Source organism: Psychrobacter sp. GTC18467, from assembly GCF_055397455.1.
Genome location: NZ_AP038920.1, coordinates 792,447 through 810,020 on the forward strand (window position 1 = coordinate 792,447; position 17,574 = coordinate 810,020).

The following is a 17,574-nucleotide window of genomic DNA, read 5'->3' on the forward strand; positions in this document are numbered from 1 at the left end:
TCTATGGGGCTTTTGCTTTTTTTGCCTTTAAAAAATTCAAAGTTAACTTTCTTAACCTTTCTTAATGTTTTTTCATAAAAATTGCATGTCAAATCAATGGCTTAATTTTTGAGTTTAAAATAGCGCTTGCAAATGTAACAAAAATAAAGATAATGATAACAATTATCGTTAGTAATAACACTTTTGCTTACTTAAAGCTATGTTGAGGATACAGTTGTGCCAAAGGATTTGTCAAAACTTAACGCTGAAATCAATGCTTCTACCGCGCCAAAACAGCCATCAACCCCTATTACGTTTAATCGCCATAAGTCGTCGCTGACCCAAGCGCTGATGATGGCGTCCGCCGTACCTTTAACCGCATTTTCAGGACTGGCAGTTGCTGCAGGAAATGAGGCTGCCCCTAATGCCACCTTGCCTACCATCAATGTTTATGCCGATGCTCAAACTGAATTTAAAAAAGACAAGCTTGAAAACGTCAAATATACTCAGCCGCTCGTGGACACGCCGCAAACCGTTTCAGTCATCACTGAGGCATTGATTGAAGAGCAAAAAGCGTACAGTTTGGCAGAAGCCTTGCGAAACACGCCAGGGATTACCATGCAGCTTGGCGAAAACGGTCGCAGCAGTGAGGGCGATGCGATAAGCTTTCGCGGATTTTCAGGCGACAGCTTATTTTTAGTCGATGGCATTCGTAACATCTCCCCCGTCAGCCGCGATACCTTTAACGTGGAGTCCGTTGAGGTCACTAAAGGGGTCACCGGCACTGAAGTTGGTCGCGGGGCAGCAGCAGGCGCGATTAACATCGTCACCAAAAAGCCCAAAGCATTTAACGACTCCTCCGTGACACTTGGCGTTGATACTGCCGCCAAAGCGCGCTTAACTGCCGATATGAACCAAGTTTTTGATGGTAATATCGCCGGTCGCTTAAATTTATTGTACGAAAAAGGCGATGTCGTTGGTCGTGATGAGGTCGAAAAAGAAAGCTTAGGAGTTGCGCCGTCCGTCACTTGGGGACTTGGAACGCCAACACGCGTCACCGCTGGCGCTGAGCTATTGCGCCAACGCAATGTTCCTGATGGTGGCATCTCAACGGTCGGTCTTGATGGCTACTACCAAGGTCGCACGGACTATAAGGCGTCTGAGCTTGACGTTTCAGCCCTAAACGGCAAACTTACCGCAGCGCAAGCAGCCACTGAAATCAACGCGGCTAACCAGGCGCTCAACACAGCGACAGCTATCGATAGCAACAACTATTACGGCAATAAAGACGACTTTGAAGACGTTGACAGCCAGCTTTATAACCTCATCGTTGAGCATGATTTTAACGACAAATTACAGCTGACCAACACCACCCGCTACGCTGACAGCAGTTTAAAGCGCGAAGTTTCTGCCCCTTACCGCGCTTACAACACCGCCCTTAACGTGGACAATTCAGGAAAAGTCACTGAAGATGCCGCGCTTAAAGACTTAGGCTTAAACGCCGCTGACCCAAACAGTTGGCGCGTTCGCGCGATTCGCCAAGGCGTTGACCGCAGCAACACCACGCTTGCCAACCAAACCAACATTAACTTATTTGATGTCAAAACCGGCAGCATCTCACACGACATCAGCACTGGAATTGAACTGCTTCACGAAAAACAGGTCAATCACGGTCTTGCCCGCAATCCTGACACTAATGATTATCCGTTGTTATATAACCCCGATGTCAATGCCCCACAAAGCCAAATGGAACTTAATGGCGCAAAAACCAAAGGTCAAACCAAAACGGTTGCCGGTTATGTTTCAGATACCTTATCATTTAATGAGCAATTAAAAGTAAATCTTGGGCTGCGCGCGGACAATTATCACACCACCTTTGAAGACATCGCCGCTGATGGCAAAACCAGTGAGCTGACTGACAGCGATACCTTAATCAGCTATAAAGGTGCGGTTATTTACAAACCCACCCAAAAATCTAGCCTTTACGGCAGCTACGGTGTGTCGCAAACGCCGCCTGGTAGCAGCAACTTTAGCCTTGCCAACTCAGGTCGCGGTGGCAATAGCCCCAACAGCAACCCCATTTTTGACCCGCAAGACACCAAAAGCTTTGAGATTGGCGGTAAAATTGACGTCTTAAATGACCGCTTAAGCCTAGGCGCAGCTTACTACGACACCACTCATGAAAATGAGCTTGCCGTTTTGGATGCCACCACTAACACTTATACCCAGTTTGGTGAGCGTAGCATCAAAGGGGTTGAGCTGACCGCTCAAGGCGAGATTACCCCGCGCTGGCGCTTAAACGCCGGACTGCAAACCATGAAAACCAAAATCAAAGATGGCACCACTGGGATTAACTCCGAAGGCGCATCTGCCCGTTGGTCGCCTGAATTGACCGGAACGCTTTGGAGCAGCTACGACATTAACGATAAATTTACCATCGGTGGCGGCGCGCGCTATGTGGGTGAGCAAAAACGCCAAGCTGACCCCAATGCCGATTTGAGCACCACCAATATGCCCGTCATTCCTGATTACTGGGTTGCCGATGCGTATGCCTCTTATCGCTTCAACGATGCGTTATCTGCTGACTTAAACGTTTATAATATCTTTGATAAAGAGTATATTGAAACGCTAAATAACGGCGGCGGTCGCGTCACCTTAGGCGAGCCGTTAAATGCGCTAGTCAGTTTAAAATATAAATTTAGATAAGCGCTAAAACCGCATTCACCATAAAAGTCATAACCTCATTTGGGGTTATGGCTTGTGTTATTTTCAATCGCTGAATAAAAAAACCAAAAACAAATCAAGGCGCGGATTATGCTGCAAGTCATTGAAAACGTATTGCCTGCCGATTTAATTGAGCAAATCATCAAGCGGCTTGAAAGCACGCAAGCTCATTGGCAAGACGGCAAACAAACGGCAGGCGCGGTCGCTAAAAATCAAAAGGACAACCTTCAGCTTGACCGAAGCTCACCGGAGTATGAGCAAATCGCCGAAGTTTGCTTGCAAGCGCTCAAGCAGCATCCGGTTTTTATGTCCGCCGCCTTGCCCAAAACCATATTACCGCCGCTATTTAGCTGCTATGAAAACGGTCAGCATTACGGCAATCACGTGGACAATGCCATTTTACCAAACCCTAAGACCCATCAGCTGCTGCGCTCCGATTTGTCCTTAACGCTATTTTTAAGTGACCCTGACCGCTACGAGGGCGGCGAGCTGATTGTTGAGGACAGCTTTGGCAGCCATCAAATCAAACTGGCGGCAGGCGACGCCATTTTATACCCCTCAACCACCTTGCACCGCGTCAATCAAGTGACCTTTGGCAAACGCTTAGCGCTGGTCACTTGGGTTCAAAGCTTGGTTCGCAGCCATGAGCAGCGGCAAATTTTGCATGATTTGGACATCAGCCACATTTTAATGCGCCAAAAATTGCAATCAATGGGCGCAATTGAGTCAGTCGCCCGTGAGATTGACGCGCTTAATAAAAGCTATCACAATTTGCTTCGGCTTTGGGCGGACTGCTGATATGGCAAGCGCTCAATGGCAACCACTTTGGTCACAAATCCCCGAGCAACTGGTCAGCTTGCCCGATTATGAGGCAGCGGCTCGTGAGTTTTTGCCGCAAACCATGCAGGCGTTGTTGTTTGAAAATAATTTGCAAGAACAAGACACCAATGCGGCCGCTTTAGATAAGCTGTCTTGGGTTCCAAAAGTGCTCTGCCCTGCCATTCCAAATTTAGCGTGTCATCTTTACAATCCAAACTCCGCCGCCGTGCTTGACCTTCACCTGCCGCACCCGCTTTGGCTCAGTCCCGTTGCCCATCATAAGCTTTATCACCCAATGGGGGAGCTGGCAACGCTTGAGGCGGCAAATTTATTGCAAACGCCTTGTATTTGGAGCAGCTTAGGAACTACGCCCTTTGCTCAGCTTTTGGTCAATGATAATTTGCCAAACGCCGTTCAGTGGTATTGGCAGCCGCTACCTACGACAAAAGAGCTGAGCGTAAAGCAATTGGTCGAGGCGTTTGAATTACGCCGTGAGTATAATTTGCAGCTAATTGAGAACTTGGTTCATCAAGGTGCGTCGCTGCTTATCTTAACCGTTGATGCGCCGCATTCCGGTGTTCGAGCGGTCAGTCGGCGCTCGGGCGCAAGTATTTCGCCAGAATATCAAGCGGTTAATCTGCCAGCAACTGCCCAAAAAGCCGCGCCAACTTTGGCAACATTAATGGCAGAAGCGCCAACGTGGGAGGATTTGGCTTGGCTTGTGGCGCGCTGTCCGGTTCCGGTATTACTCAAAGGTGTTTTGGACAGCGACGATGCTAAGCGCGCTCAAGCTATCGGCTGCGCGGGGATTATTGCCTCCAATCACGGCAGGCGCGTACTGGCAGATGTTTGCCCTGTTGCCCAGTGCTTGCCCGCCATTCGCCAAGCGGTTGGTGATGATTTTGTGATTATTGCGGACGGCGGCGTGCGCTCAGGAAGCAATTTGGCAAAGTTGTTGGCACTTGGGGCAAATGCAGCGGCAATCGGTCGCGGTTACATTTACGGTTTGGCATTGGCAGGAGCGCTTGGTACCGCCCACGTTATCAAACTGCTGCTTGAGGAGCTTGAAGTCACCATGGCTATTTTGGGCGCAAAAGATATCAATGAGTTAAAAAACTTGCCGTTATTTCAGTCTTGATTGCAGCGCTTTCACCTGATTATTTAAACGCTCAAGGGCGTGTTTGTAATCGGTGTTTGTTGGCTCAAGCTGACTTAATCTGCCATAGCGCAACTGCCGATAAGTATTCCTGACTTCATTAATCGCGCTTTGCAATGGCTCATTGTCGGCTGATAACGCCGCTTGAAGCCGTTTTAACCAAGCCAATTGCCCCTCAATAGCCATTTTTAATAAGTCAGGATGGGTTTTACTGATTTCTTTATTGAGCATCACCAATGATTTGTCTGCCGGATGAATATATTTACGCCGACGAAGCCAAATCATAAGGGCAATCAGCGTCATCACGATTGCGGCGGTAATAGCAAGCCAAAGGATTTGCTGGGTGATGGTTTTGATATGAAACCATTTTAACAGGGCATTGGACTGCTTATCTTGGTCGTAGCCGACGATGTCTTTTTGCCAATAGTAGCTTGCTTGGTCAGAAAGCCTTCGCAGCGATTGCAGCAGCTGATACTGCTGATAGCTAAGCTGCGCGCCTGCGCCATTGCCAAACATCGAAGCGCCGCGCGATTGGGTCAAGGCGTCCATCCCTTGCTCAACGCGCTCGGGGGCAACAAAAGCGGTCGGGTCAACGCGAACCCAGCCTTGACCCTCAAGCCAAACCTCCGACCACGCGTGGGCATCCATTTGCCGGACTTCCCAAACGTTGCCGCCACGGCTTAATTCGCCGCCTTGGTATCCTGCCACCACCCGCGCCGGAATCCCTGCCGCGCGCATCATAAAGGTAAAGCTTGAGGAGTAATGCTCACAAAATCCGGCGCGCGTGCCAAATAAAAAGCTGTCGATGCGGTCGCGATCAAGCTTAGGCGGCGATAAGGTATACCGAAAATCTGAACCATTAATCCAGCGCTCAATGGACTGAATATAGCGGACAGGGTCATTGCCAGATTGGTTAAATAGCTGAACTGCCAATTGTTTTGATTTGCCATTTCCTGAATTTGGTAAGGCTAAATTTAGCCGTCTGTCGGCATCACTTAATATCGGGTCAATGACCATTGGCGCAATTTTTAGCGCTTCATAGCGAAATTGCTGAGTGACCGGCTGCGGCGTTACCAAGGTAAAATTTGAGGTCATTGCCACATCAGGGCGCTGCGAAAACGGATAATCAAGCCCAAACAGCCAGCGCTGCTGCGTCGGCTCTAAAATAATCTCATAGCGGCTTGGCTCAAGCTTGGCGCTATCGGGAGCCGTGGCAAGGGCATTATTCAGCCAAGGCGGCGTTTGCCGGTTGGGCGACCATTGCCAAAATGCTTGCTGCTGATAGTCCGGTCGCCAAGTGACGCCATCAAAGTCACTAAACACCAAGCCGCGCCAATAAAGCTCGCTTTGGTCGGGTCGTACTCCTTTAAAATCAACGCGAAATGCCAGCGCCGTGGACTGCCCCAAATTGGCAAAATCCCCTGGCGACATACTGTCGGACACGCCCGTCGTTGCTTGATTGCCGGACAGCTGAACCGACCAAAGCGGCGGTAATCTTGGGAAAAATAAAAACAGCACCACCAAAAGCGGCAACGCTGAAATGCTTAATATCCCAAGCGTTCGCAACCTGCCGCTTCCGGCTTGGTTGCCGTCATCATTTAGCGCAATAAATGCCAAAAACACCGCTAGCGTGCCGATGATGACCTCTAAAGTCGTCATCAAGCCTTGATCCATTAAAAATAAGGCGGCAAGAACAAACAGCGATAAATTAAGCACCACGTAAGCGTCGCGCGAGCGGTACAATTCCCAAAGCTTGCTGAGCAAACACAGCACCAAAAACGCCACCCCCATATCCAAACCAAATCCGGTTTGATAGGTGAGCCAAAGCCCCAACAGCCCAAGCAAAAACCCAAACATCTGCATGCCTTGGTACAACCGCTTAAGCACTTTGGCTTGTTTAAATCGCGATTTGATAATGGGTAACTGGGCGATGATGCTAATCACCGCAAAGCCAATCAGCCAAAGCGGCAGGTGCGCGGCGTGCGGCAGAATCACCGCAAATTGCGAAATCAACACCCAATAATAAGCCGGAAGCGCCACCAGTTTTTTGATTTTGGATAACGGTCTTTTATCCGCACTATCGGCTTCGCTTAGCGCCGTAGGTTGACCCAACGCCAAACGCTCAAAGCTTGAAGCATTTTGCAGCAATCGTAAATCCGCTGCTAACTTAGGTTTTGAAAAAATAGACTTCATGGCGCTTTAGCAAGCCTTAGCAAGCATGCTTGCGTAAATTGCGCGCCTTGACCAATCGGCGCGGCAGCCGCATCCGGTAGCACCAATTGAAACGGCGTTCCCAACCGGTCAAGTTCATTGACCCCAAAGGCAAGCTGCGACAGCTTTTGCTCATGGGTGCTTGCCGGCATATCCGCATAATCCAAGCGAAACTCTTGACCAACAGGGTCGGCAAAATGCTTGGTCAGCATCCCTTGACCGCGCGCCACGTGCGCCCAAGATACCCGTGCTAGCGACTCGCCCTCCACATAGCTTGACAGCTGCTCAAAGTCATCTTGACCTTGAATTGAACGCCCACTGACCGCGCTGTCGCTCGTTTGTGCCGCCACAAACTTGGTTTGCCAATCAAAAGCCATTGGCTTTGGCGTCACCCAAGTCACTTTGGCAAAATAGACATAAGACCACGCCCGCATAATGCCAAGCGGATACGTCGATTTGATAATAAGCCGTGGCAGGGTCAGCTTTCCGCGGTTGATGGTGGGAACAGCAAGACGAACCTCTGCTTCTTTTTTAAGCTCCGGCACAAGAACGCGTGACTTGTCTTGATTCAGACGGGGGTTGTTTTTTGCTTTTGGCGCTGATTTTTCAGATTTTTTATCAACATCAAAGCTTAATAGCAGCTGCCTTCGCGGTTGCCGAGCATCATTAATCAGCTTAATGGTCACCCAAACCGGCGCGCCAACTTCTGCGGTAGTGATGTCAACAAGCTCAACTTTGAGTCCTGATACGTGAGTAAAAGTGAGGTGAAAGCTGATAAACCAAACGCTTGCTAAATAAAAAAACAGCCCCAAAACGAGGTTATTGGCATAATTGACACCGGCGATAAAGGTGATGACCAGCAAAACCGCAAACAGCGCGCCTTCTTTACTAAAAAAGATATAAACGCTGCGCAAATTGAGCTTAACGCGGTCACTTTTTGGCGCACGCTTGGCAAACCACTGCGCCATGACCGTTGATAAAAAAGGCGATTTCAAAACTTCCGCCTCCTTAAACGGGAACTTCCGCCAAAATGCGCTCGGCAATGCTGAGTGCCCCCGCCCCGCCAACATGCGCCGGAATAAAGCGCTGCCCCAAGCGGTGATTGCTCACGGCAGCAAATACCGCTTGAATGTCCTCGGGCGTCACCTCGGAGTGACCAGAAACAAACGCATAAGCTTGCGCGGCGCGCTGCAACGACAACACCCCGCGCGGTGATAAGCCATGATACTCCGAGCTCATTCGCGTTTTGGCAACCAGCCGCTGCAAATAATCGAGCACCACATCGGCAACAAACACTTGGCGAACGCCCAATTGCGCCTGCTGAACGGCGCTCACATCCATCAGCGCCGCTAAATGGCTTAACAACGCTCGCCTGTCTTCACCTTGCAGCAGCGCGCGCTCAGCTTTTGGCGAGGGAAAGCCAAGCGACAAGCACATCAAAAAGCGGTCAAGCTGCGACTCTGGCAGCGGATAAACGCCGGCTTGCTGAAGCGGATTTTGGGTGGCAATCACAAAAAACGGCACAGGCAGCACAAAGGTTTGCCCATCTTGGCTGACTTGACGCTCCTCCATCGCCTCAAGCAGCGCGCTTTGCGTCTTGGGGCTTGAGCGGTTAATTTCATCGGCAAGCAGCAACTGGGTGAAAATAGGACCTTTTCGAAAGCTAAACGTCATCAACTTGGGGTCATAAATGCTCATTCCCAAAATATCCGCCGGCAGCATGTCGTTGGTAAATTGAATTCGGTTAAAGCTTAGCCCTAATAGCTGCGCCAAGCCTTGCGCCAGTGTTGTTTTTCCCATCCCTGGTAGGTCTTGCAATAACAAATGCCCGCCTGCCAAAATGCAGCTTAGCGCCAGCTTCACGACATCGCTCTTGTCTAAAATCACCTCATTCATTTTAGTCAGCAGCTGAGCGATTTGCTGCTGACTGTTTTGATAATCGACCGCCTGCAAATCCGGCGTTGAGGTTGGCAAATGATTGTTCAGACCTTCGTCATACGACATAACAGACACCAAATTATTATTATAAAAATAAGAAAGCCGAGCTTTTTTCTTGTAGTTGTTGTTCTAAAACGGCATTTTAGCAACCGTTATTGAAAAAGATATTAAAATTGCGGTGCCGGCGGTTCGCCCTCAATAATTTCTACCGCTTCATTTTTCATTTGTGGTCGGCGCTTGAGCGTTTTGTTCACCGCCTCGCTCTCTTCAAGCGTCGGCGGCACTTCGCGCAAGGTGGACAAATAAGCAATGACATCGGCGCGCTCACGGGCGTCCGGCATGGGGTCGGCAAGCATTTTTGAGTCTGGAAGCGCGTTATCCACATCAGCAATGTAGCGGTCAAGCGTTTTAGCATCCCAAACCCAGTTTGATTCAGTGAGCGCTTTGCTGTATTTGTAATCCTTTAATAACGCCGCTTTTGCACCATAAATGTTCATCAATTGCGGGCCTTTTTTATTAAATCCTGCCTTTAATTGATGACATTGGGCGCAAGCCTCATCATAAATCAGCGCCCCGTTATCGGCATCACCTTCGGTAAATACCGGCAAGCTGACTTCAGGGCGGTAGTCTGGTGGCAGTTTTTCACAGCCACTTAACACCGTCAAACCCACTACAGAACAAAAAACTAGCCGTAACACAGGATAAATCGTCAACATAACCTTCTTAATTTATTTGGCGCGCTCTTAAGACTTAGCAACGCTCATGGTAGGGCTTGGCTCTTCAAGATAGTAGCCTTGCAAATAGCGCGCGCCCACGCTCCAAGATACCGACATGGTCGCCGCATCCTCAATATAAGGCATCAACACGGCACTGCCAAGCTCATTGGCGCGGGTAACTAAGGACTTGACCGTTTCCAAGTTCTCATGATTGTTAATGCCCTCAATATAACTGCGCGCCAGTCTTATCATATCAGGTCGAACAAAGCTTGCAATCTCAAGAGATTTGGGAGAGGTGCCAAAGTTATTGATACCCACCTGACAGCCGTTACTTTTTAGCGCTGAAAATATAGACTTAGCAACGGTTAAATGATTGCTGACGTCTTGCTCATTAAACTGCAAGGTTAAGGCAGCAGGCGCACCGCCAACGGCATTAATCAGCTGCGTGGCAACGCTTGGCAAGCGCTTGTCTGTTAAAGACGCACTGGTCAATTGTACCAATACCCTTGCCTCAGGATGACTGCGGCGAAACTCGCTTAAACGCTTACAGGCGTTAATTAAAACCCAGCGGTCAATTTTTTCGCTGAGGTCGTGGGTTTTAGCAACTGACATAAATTGATCCGGCGTTAGCACTGTGTTGTTGCTATCGCTAAGCGGCAGGCGCAAATAGGTCTCAAAAAAGTCGCTGCGATCCGTTTCAATATCATAAATCGGCTGAAACCGCAGCTCAAAGCGATTGTTGCTGATGGCATCAATTAACGCTTCGGCTAAGGCGTCATCATCGCTGTTGGCATGCTCACTTGGGTCATATAAATGATAAGCATCACCGTGATTTTTGGTGGCAATATTGACATCATTAATCGCGTCTAACGCCCGTTCAAGCAGTACGGTAGGCTCAGCAGAATTGGGATCAATTTTGACGATACCGATACTTACCGTGGTGCTTGTGGTGCGGTCATTGACCTCGATCAGCATCGTTTTGATGCGCTCGTTGATGCGAGAGGCAAGCTCAGTTAGCGCTTGGGTGGTATAATTTTCAACTAAAATGGTAAAAGCGGTGTCACTAAAGCGGCTGACCAAACCGTCCTCAGCCATCTCTTCAAGGGTGAAGCCAACTTGCTTTAAAGTGGCATCCACCCCTTGAATACCAAGGCTTGAGCTGATTTTACCAATATTATCTAAATGAATATAAAACAGCGCCCCGCGCGTTTTATCATGAATCACCTCTTGATAAAGCTTGTCAAGCTGATCTTCAAAGCCGCGGCGGTTATAAAGTCCGGTTAAGCTGTCTTGGCGTTCGGCAGCGGCGAGGCGCTTGGCAAGCTCTGCATTCAGGTCATTATTTTGCTGAATGATAATTTGGGTGACCGGCTCACCATCAAGGGTTGCCGCCGCAAGCTGTAATTTGGCAGCAAAGGTGCTGCCATCGGTGCGCCGGCTTTCAAATTTAAACTCCACCTGATCACGGCTGCCTTTTTCAAACTGGCGCAAAAAATGTTTAAAGCCTTTAACATTATCTACGCCGGCGATAATATCCACCACAGGAACGCCCAGAATATCTTCAGCACTATCAAAACCAAACATTTTTAAATAAGGCTCATTGGCAAAAATATGAATACCTTGGTCTAAATACGCCACCGCACTTTTAGAGTTTTTGATTAAAATATTGGCGCGCTGCTCAGCTTCCATCAACACATGGCGAATGGTTTTAAGTTGCCTGCGGCTGAGTACATTGGCATGTTGCAAGCAAATTGCCATAACCACTTGCGTTTCTTTGTCCGCCAACAAAGCTTTGACCATCGTGCCATCAATAACTGCCGGCAAGCCATCGCTGTTGCGACCGGTATCTGCCATCTCATCGCTCATTAAGCCCACCACGGGCAAATCAAGACCTTGCTCTTGAATCAGTCCGATGACATCGGTAAATTTTAAATCGTAAGCCTTACCAAAGACCAAAACGTCCCAAGAGTGCCGCAATGCCTTAAGCAGCTCCTCTTTGTCATCTAAAAAGCCTAAATTTACCTTGTCATAATAAGCTTGCAGCAAACCGACCAAGCGCTCAGCATAAAGCTGGTCTTCATCAATTACTAATAAGTCCAATTGGGCGTTATTTCGCATATCAGGCCTTGTTTATTTTAATCAGCTTGGGACAACGCTTTAATCAGCAATTCCACAATAAAAATAGGATAATAATTGACATAGTATAATCACTCTTGCTATGACCGCAAGCTGACAGATCAGCGTGACTTGATACTGATTAAGTTTAGTTAAAATTATGTTACGATACCATATCCTTTCGGTAATAATCAGCAACAAAACTTTATTAGCATAAAAAAGTGGCGGTTTCATTGATAAACCGCCACTCTATATATTTTTTATGGCTCAAGTGGTTATAACCGGATCACTTCAAACTGCGTGAACTCCTCCGTGCTTAAGATCACCTCTTGCAGCCGAAGCGTTTTTTGTTTGTCATTTAAGCGGATCACCACTTTATCCCCAGCTTTAAAGTGATAGGAGGGGACAAGCAAACTACAATTGGTGCCAAGCGCCTCTTCGGCAGCTAGCAACAAGGCAGGAACAAAGTTTTGTTTCCGGCTGTCGCGCTCATCCACCCGCAGCGCACAGGCAGTTGGCGAATGACCTAAAATTTGCGCTTCAGCTTCAATAAACTCATCTTCCAGTGACAACCAGCGGATCAAGCCAAGCGCGTTTGCGGGCGGTGAAGCGTTATGCTCGGTGAGCAAAAATAGATTCATAATTTGTAGGTGCGGCGGCGCTGTGGCTAAAAATTTTTCTAGCACCGCTTCTTCACCTGCTTGTGCCTCATCTAAGCTGATGGGCTCAAAAATTTGATTTAAAGGCGGGGTGATGGGCGCTATCAAATTCTGATTTCGGTTTTTTTTGGTAACTAACTGCTCAAAAGCGGCAACATCTTGAACCGTCAGCAAGCGCAGTGTTCGAAATTGCGACATCGCGCCTTGATGATTGAGTATCTCTACCTCAAAGCTATGATTTTCTGCATCTTTTTTGGGAGCCGTATCATATTGCGGCAAATAATCTAAAGACAGATCATGAAGCGCAATCAAGTCCATCAGCGCCTGCTTTCCTGCGGCATGAAAATGAATGTCGTTAAAGCGAGTGACGATGGTGGCGCGCGTTTTGGGGCTATATTTAGAAGGCGCTTTTATGGAGCGATCTAAATAACGATGAGAAATCGCCATCAAAATCTTAGTGACCAAGCGGTATTCGGTCAAGTTGGTATTCATCAATAGCAGCGTATTTTGGCGCAGCCGCAGATACTCGGCTAAAGGCTCAAGCTCAATGAATAAACAACAGTGACCATCAGAATACGGATTGATGCTAGACGCCGTTGACACGTACTCAGGGGGGTTGTGACTGTTTAAGTCCACAAAAATTCGGGTCGCCGATTGCGGCGCAAATGAAGCATTGATATGAGACGCCCACTCAGGAAGCAAGCGCTGAATCAGCAGCATACTGGGTCTGCGCATCGCAATCACATTCAAAAGGCTGTGCAAACAAATTTGGCAATACAACTGATGAATATTGATTGCAGTCTTAATGACCATTTGCATGCTTAAATTGACATGCGTAACCTCAAAGCGGCAAGCTTCGGAATACAAATGATGAATCGCTTGCCAAGACTCCGCAGGGATCTTTTGATAGCAAAGCGCAAACTCATAATGCAGCTTTTGATGAATTGCAAGCGCATGATAAATGGCACAAGCTAACACCAACGGCTGATCGTTCTCGGTACTGGGCTTAAACCAGCCCCAAACCGAAGCGTTTGAACGCTTTGGGGATTTAGACTCAGCAGGATTATTGGCAGCTTGAATGGCAAGGCGCCGCTCCCGCTCAATAACGCCATCAAAAATCGGCAACATCTGCTGATATAATGACTTGACTTGCTCGACCATCAACAGCTGCTCAGCGCTTAATGGTCCTGACTCATGAATATAATGACCCCGAAGACTGGCAATCAACTGATTGGCAGCCCCAATCACAATATCCATCAGCTTTAAGCGCAGCGCATCAACGATCGGCTTACTTTGCAGCTCGGCTAAGATGGTCTCAATTTCATTGAACTGCTCATCTTCTGGCAACATGGTTAGGCTTGCCGCCCACTGCAAAAGCTGTTGGATACTGTTCTCTACATCCTCGGGAAAGGCTGACGGCAAAGGCGCTTTTGTTATGAAATAGTCCTGAAAAGTTGATCGTTTCATGGTTCTCACTCCTTGTTCACCGTCGTTATCATCCTACTCAAAACTGACTTTCGGTGATAATTTTATTTATGATCAATAATTTATAAAAAACCGTTGCGTATTCCTTATCTTACTGTTGGCAATCATGATTTTTTTAGCACTTAGCCGCTGATTAATTAATGACAATTGCCGAATTATACTGCCGCGTTATACTAACACACCTTGACTACTATCTTAACTATTATATTGAGGTGCCCTGTCATCTTTGTAAATGTCAATGGGCACCTTAAACGGTCGGTTCGGCAGTTCTTTGACCAGCTTTGGCACCAAATATCCGGGCAGTTTTGCCAGCAGTTGCCAGTACAGCGCGCAGGCTTGCCGTTCATCGATATGAAAGTGCGCCGCGCCCGCCACCTTATCGAGCAGGTGCAGGTAATAAGGGATAACATTGCTATCAAATAAATGTTTACTCAAAGCACTTTGAATCTCAACAGTGTCATTGATGCCTTTTAATAAAACGGCTTGATTTAATAAGGTCACGCCCGAAGCTTGCGTCCGTTTTAGCGCAAGTTTGGTGGCATTATCGATCTCGTTTGGGTGATTGCAGTGAATGACCATGACAATTTGGCAGCGGCTTTGGCTTAAGCGCTCAAGTAAAGCGGCGTCCAGTCGATCAGGAATCACAATGGGCAGCCTTGTGTGCAGGCGAATTGTGGTTAATTGCGGTAGCGCTTCAAGCTTATCCAGCCAAGCAAATAAGCGCCGATTGCTCAGGCTTAAAGGGTCACCACCACTTAAAATAACTTCATTTACCTCAGGATGGGCTTGGATATACTCCAAAATCGCCGCTTGTTTTTGCGATGTTGGTAAGTTGGCTTGATAATCAAAATGCTGACGAAAGCAGTAGCGACAATGAATGGCGCAAGCTCCCGTTAAGGTTATCAAAACGCGTGACTGATACTTATGCAATAAGCCGTCGATCGGATTTTGACCGACCTCACCTAGGGGATCGCTGACAAACCCCGTCACCTCGATAGCTTCTTGAACCTCAGGGAGCACTTGCTTTAACAGGGGGTCATTGCGGTCACCGACCTTCATTTTACTAACAAACGCTCTTGGGACACGAAGCTGAAAATGTTTGGGCAGATACAGCTGGTGCTCGCTAGGATCAAGATTTAACAGCAAAAACAGCTCATTAACATCGCTTATGGCTTCGGATAATTGCGATTGCCAGTTTTTTTGTGTGATTAAATGGTTTATCATGACAGCCTAATTGCAATAAAAACCGACATTATACGCCGATTGCAATCTTGCTATCAAAAAATGGCGCATCTCGTTATTTTTATTCTGTTTATTACCCCTAGGAGTGATTTGTGGCAAGTTTTTCTACCAATGAATTTAAAGCCGGTCTTAAAGTAATGCTCGATGGCAACCCTTGCGCCATTATTGATAACGAGTTTGTCAAACCGGGAAAAGGTCAGGCGTTTAACCGCGTCAAATTGCGTAATTTGCGCTCAGGAAAAGTGCTTGAACAAACCTTTAAATCCGGCGACAGCTTAGAAGCGGCGGACGTGATGGACACCGAAATGAACTATCTGTATAACGATGGCGAGTTTTGGCACTTTATGCACCCTGAAAGCTTTGAGCAGCTGCAAGCAGACAAAGCAGCGATTGGCGATGCCGCTCAGTGGCTCAAAGACAACAGCAACGCGCTTTGCACTTTAACTTTGTTTAACGGGGTGCCGTTATCTGTCAGCGCGCCAAACTTTGTGGAGCTGCAAATCACCGAAACTGACCCTGGTGTTCGTGGTGATACCTCAGGCGGCGGCGGCAAGCCGGCGAAACTTGAAACCGGCGCGGTCGTTCGCGTGCCGTTATTTGTTCAGCAAGGCGAAGTGGTTCGCGTGGATACCCGAACCGGTGATTATCAAACGCGCGTTAACTGATTGCCAAGCTCAATCTAAGCGCCATAAAAAACGCAAGCTTTATTGAGCTTGCGTTTTTTTATAAAAGTGATTTACAAACAAGTTTATAGCTCGGGCGTGTCCGAAGCCGCGCCTTGCATGGCTTGCTTATAAATCAGCCAATATTGCACCAAGGCATTTAACTGATCTTTTTTAAAGGGTTTGGTACAGTAATCTTGCATTCCTGCTTCTAAATACTTTTCGCGCTCGCCATCCATCGCATTGGCAGTCAACGCGATAATCGGCGGCAACTCCTCAGCGGCAAACATTTCATGAAGCTTAATGGTGGCCTCAACGCCATTCATCACCGGCATGTAATGGTCCATTAAAATCACATCAAAGTCTTTTGGATGGGCGGCAAATTCCTCAATGGCCTGTTGACCGTCGGTGACCAAGGTCACGTGATGACCACAACTTTCTAACGCTTTTTTGGCGATAATGGCATTGACCGTGTCGTCCTCAACCAGTAACACATGACCGGCTTGCTCACCTTGGGTTGGTGGCTCAATCAAATCTTCATATTGCCAGCTTTCAAACTCCGCCTTTTCAAGGGTGGGCAGCGGCAGTAAGATATTAAAGGTCGTGCCCTCTTCCACCACACTTTCTGCCCAAATATGACCGCCCATCAGCCCAACAAGTGACTTACAAACCGACAAGCCAAGCCCTGTACCACCATAAAGCCGATGCGTTGACTTGTCCGCTTGGTTATAGGCATCAAAAATCGCGTCAAGCGATTCAGGTTTGATGCCAATACCGCTGTCACTGACTGAAATACAAACGGTCATATCTCCACAATAATCACTACTGTGACTGACCTCTCCTTCGGTCTCGCAAGCCGTACAATGACAGTGCGGGGCGTGCTTCACATGAATACTGACTCTGCCGCCCTCACGGGTAAACTTGATGGCATTATTGACCAAATTGGCAATGATTTGTTTTAAGCGAACTGGATCACCTTCAACGTAAGGCGACAAGGCTTCGGTATAGTGATAATCAAGGGTGAGACCGCGCTGACGGGCTTTAACCGCAAACAACCCCACCACTTCGTTACAAAGGTCAGCCAAATTCATCGGGACTTTATCAATGGTCATTTTACCCGATTCAACCTTTGATAAGTCCAAAATACCATTGATGATCGACAATAAGTGCTCAGCGGAAACTTTGATGTTGTCAACACAATCGCGCTGCTCATCGCTCAACGTCGTGTCATCAAGCATCTCGACCATGCCCATAATGCCATTCATCGGCGTTCGGATTTCATGGCTCATGTTCGCCAAAAACTCCGACTTCATCTCATTGGCATGTTTGGCGCTGCGCTGCTTGCGCTGAAGTAGCAGCGCATCTCCTGCCATGGTGGCAAACTGTTCAAGCAGCCTGATTTTTTTCTCATCAAAATCAAAATGCGGCTCAATATCAATCAAACAAAGCGAGCCAAGCTTAAACGTTTTGTTATTTTCAGTGAGCATAATGGGCGCGCCAGCATAAAACCGTAAAAACGGCTCTTCACTGACCAAAGGGTTTGGCGTAAAGCGCGGGTCTAGTGCCAAATCAGGCACCACAAATACCTCAGTTCCGGCAATGGTATAATTGCAAATGGCAATGTCCCGAGAAGTGGTGCAAATCTCCCCCAATCCAATGGGCGATTTTAAATACTGAGTTTCTTCATCAATAAAGGTGATGGTCACCATAGGCACATTAAAAAACAGCTTAACCAATTCGGTAAGACGCGAAAATGCCGGCTCTTCTTTTTCGTTGAGAACCTCAAATTCTTTCAGCTTTTTGATGCGATCTTTATCGTCAATCGCAACAGGATAAGAATATGTGCCCAATCGTGACTCCATCTATCA

Annotated in this window: 12 protein-coding genes; 4 read left to right on the forward strand and 8 right to left on the reverse strand. The window is 47.7% G+C overall.

What is annotated here, in order from left to right:
* Nucleotides 1-216: 216 nt before the first annotated feature.
* From ACZ5XY_RS03355 to ACZ5XY_RS03365, 3 genes are all read left to right on the forward strand, one after another.
* On the forward strand, nt 217-2,685 hold the full coding sequence (locus ACZ5XY_RS03355) for a TonB-dependent siderophore receptor (protein WP_464742954.1): 2,469 nt from the start codon (nt 217-219) through the stop codon (nt 2,683-2,685).
* A 108-nt stretch (nt 2,686-2,793) separates the two neighbouring features.
* Nucleotides 2,794-3,501, forward strand: a complete 708-nt coding sequence (locus ACZ5XY_RS03360; protein ID WP_464742956.1) for a Fe2+-dependent dioxygenase — start codon at nt 2,794-2,796, stop codon at nt 3,499-3,501.
* A 1-nt stretch (nt 3,502) separates the two neighbouring features.
* Nucleotides 3,503-4,660 (forward strand): alpha-hydroxy acid oxidase, encoded by a 1,158-nt coding sequence (locus ACZ5XY_RS03365; RefSeq protein WP_464742958.1) that lies wholly within the window; start codon nt 3,503-3,505, stop codon nt 4,658-4,660.
* On the opposite strand, the gene ACZ5XY_RS03370 is transcribed toward ACZ5XY_RS03365, so the two are convergent.
* The 7 genes from ACZ5XY_RS03370 to epmB form a co-directional block, all read right to left on the reverse strand.
* Complete coding sequence (locus ACZ5XY_RS03370; protein ID WP_464742960.1) at nt 4,646-6,871, reverse strand: transglutaminase TgpA family protein; 2,226 nt, start codon at nt 6,869-6,871, stop codon at nt 4,646-4,648. The genes ACZ5XY_RS03365 and ACZ5XY_RS03370 overlap by 15 nt on opposite strands.
* Nucleotides 6,868-7,884 carry a hypothetical protein gene (locus ACZ5XY_RS03375; protein WP_464742962.1) on the reverse strand — a complete coding sequence of 339 codons (1,017 nt, stop codon included), beginning with the start codon at nt 7,882-7,884 and terminating at the stop codon, nt 6,868-6,870. The genes ACZ5XY_RS03370 and ACZ5XY_RS03375 overlap by 4 nt, the downstream gene beginning before the upstream one ends.
* Nucleotides 7,885-7,897: 13 nt before the next feature.
* A complete protein-coding gene (locus tag ACZ5XY_RS03380; RefSeq protein ID WP_464742964.1) occupies nt 7,898-8,893 on the reverse strand; it encodes an AAA family ATPase in 996 nt (331 codons plus the stop codon).
* Between the two features lie 101 nt (nt 8,894-8,994).
* Nucleotides 8,995-9,543, reverse strand: coding sequence for a c-type cytochrome (locus ACZ5XY_RS03385; protein WP_464742966.1), 549 nt, complete (start codon nt 9,541-9,543; stop codon nt 8,995-8,997).
* A gap of 27 nt (nt 9,544-9,570) precedes the next feature.
* Complete coding sequence (locus ACZ5XY_RS03390; protein ID WP_464742968.1) at nt 9,571-11,661, reverse strand: EAL domain-containing protein; 2,091 nt, start codon at nt 11,659-11,661, stop codon at nt 9,571-9,573.
* Between the two features lie 272 nt (nt 11,662-11,933).
* Nucleotides 11,934-13,784: a hypothetical protein gene (locus ACZ5XY_RS03395; RefSeq protein ID WP_464742970.1), complete on the reverse strand. Its 1,851-nt coding sequence runs from the start codon at nt 13,782-13,784 to the stop codon at nt 11,934-11,936.
* A 213-nt stretch (nt 13,785-13,997) separates the two neighbouring features.
* Nucleotides 13,998-15,026 (reverse strand): EF-P beta-lysylation protein EpmB, encoded by a 1,029-nt coding sequence (gene epmB / locus ACZ5XY_RS03400; RefSeq protein ID WP_464742972.1) that lies wholly within the window; start codon nt 15,024-15,026, stop codon nt 13,998-14,000.
* A gap of 110 nt (nt 15,027-15,136) precedes the next feature.
* Here epmB and efp point away from each other — a divergent pair, with 110 nt between their 5' ends.
* Nucleotides 15,137-15,709 carry an elongation factor P gene (efp, locus tag ACZ5XY_RS03405; RefSeq protein ID WP_464742974.1) on the forward strand — a complete coding sequence of 191 codons (573 nt, stop codon included), beginning with the start codon at nt 15,137-15,139 and terminating at the stop codon, nt 15,707-15,709.
* A gap of 83 nt (nt 15,710-15,792) precedes the next feature.
* Here the strand turns inward: efp and ACZ5XY_RS03410 are convergent, their stop codons facing one another.
* The gene (locus ACZ5XY_RS03410) at nt 15,793-17,556 is read right to left on the reverse strand and encodes a GAF domain-containing hybrid sensor histidine kinase/response regulator (protein ID WP_464742976.1); all 1,764 of its coding nucleotides are present in this window, start codon (nt 17,554-17,556) and stop codon (nt 15,793-15,795) included.
* Nucleotides 17,557-17,574: the final 18 nt, after the last annotated feature.

What these genes read in the sequence shown, in the direction of transcription:
- ACZ5XY_RS03360 (WP_464742956.1), top strand. Translation starts at nt 2,794, where the DNA reads ATGCTGCAAGTCATTGAAAACGTATTGCCTGCCGATTTAATTGAGCAA.
- ACZ5XY_RS03365 (WP_464742958.1), top strand. Translation starts at nt 3,503, where the DNA reads ATGGCAAGCGCTCAATGGCAACCACTTTGGTCACAAATCCCCGAGCAA.
- ACZ5XY_RS03370 (WP_464742960.1), bottom strand. Translation starts at nt 6,871, where the DNA reads ATGAAGTCTATTTTTTCAAAACCTAAGTTAGCAGCGGATTTACGATTG.
- ACZ5XY_RS03380 (WP_464742964.1), bottom strand. Translation starts at nt 8,893, where the DNA reads ATGTCGTATGACGAAGGTCTGAACAATCATTTGCCAACCTCAACGCCG.
- ACZ5XY_RS03385 (WP_464742966.1), bottom strand. Translation starts at nt 9,543, where the DNA reads ATGTTGACGATTTATCCTGTGTTACGGCTAGTTTTTTGTTCTGTAGTG.
- ACZ5XY_RS03390 (WP_464742968.1), bottom strand. Translation starts at nt 11,661, where the DNA reads ATGCGAAATAACGCCCAATTGGACTTATTAGTAATTGATGAAGACCAG.
- ACZ5XY_RS03395 (WP_464742970.1), bottom strand. Translation starts at nt 13,784, where the DNA reads ATGAAACGATCAACTTTTCAGGACTATTTCATAACAAAAGCGCCTTTG.
- epmB (WP_464742972.1), bottom strand. Translation starts at nt 15,026, where the DNA reads ATGATAAACCATTTAATCACACAAAAAAACTGGCAATCGCAATTATCC.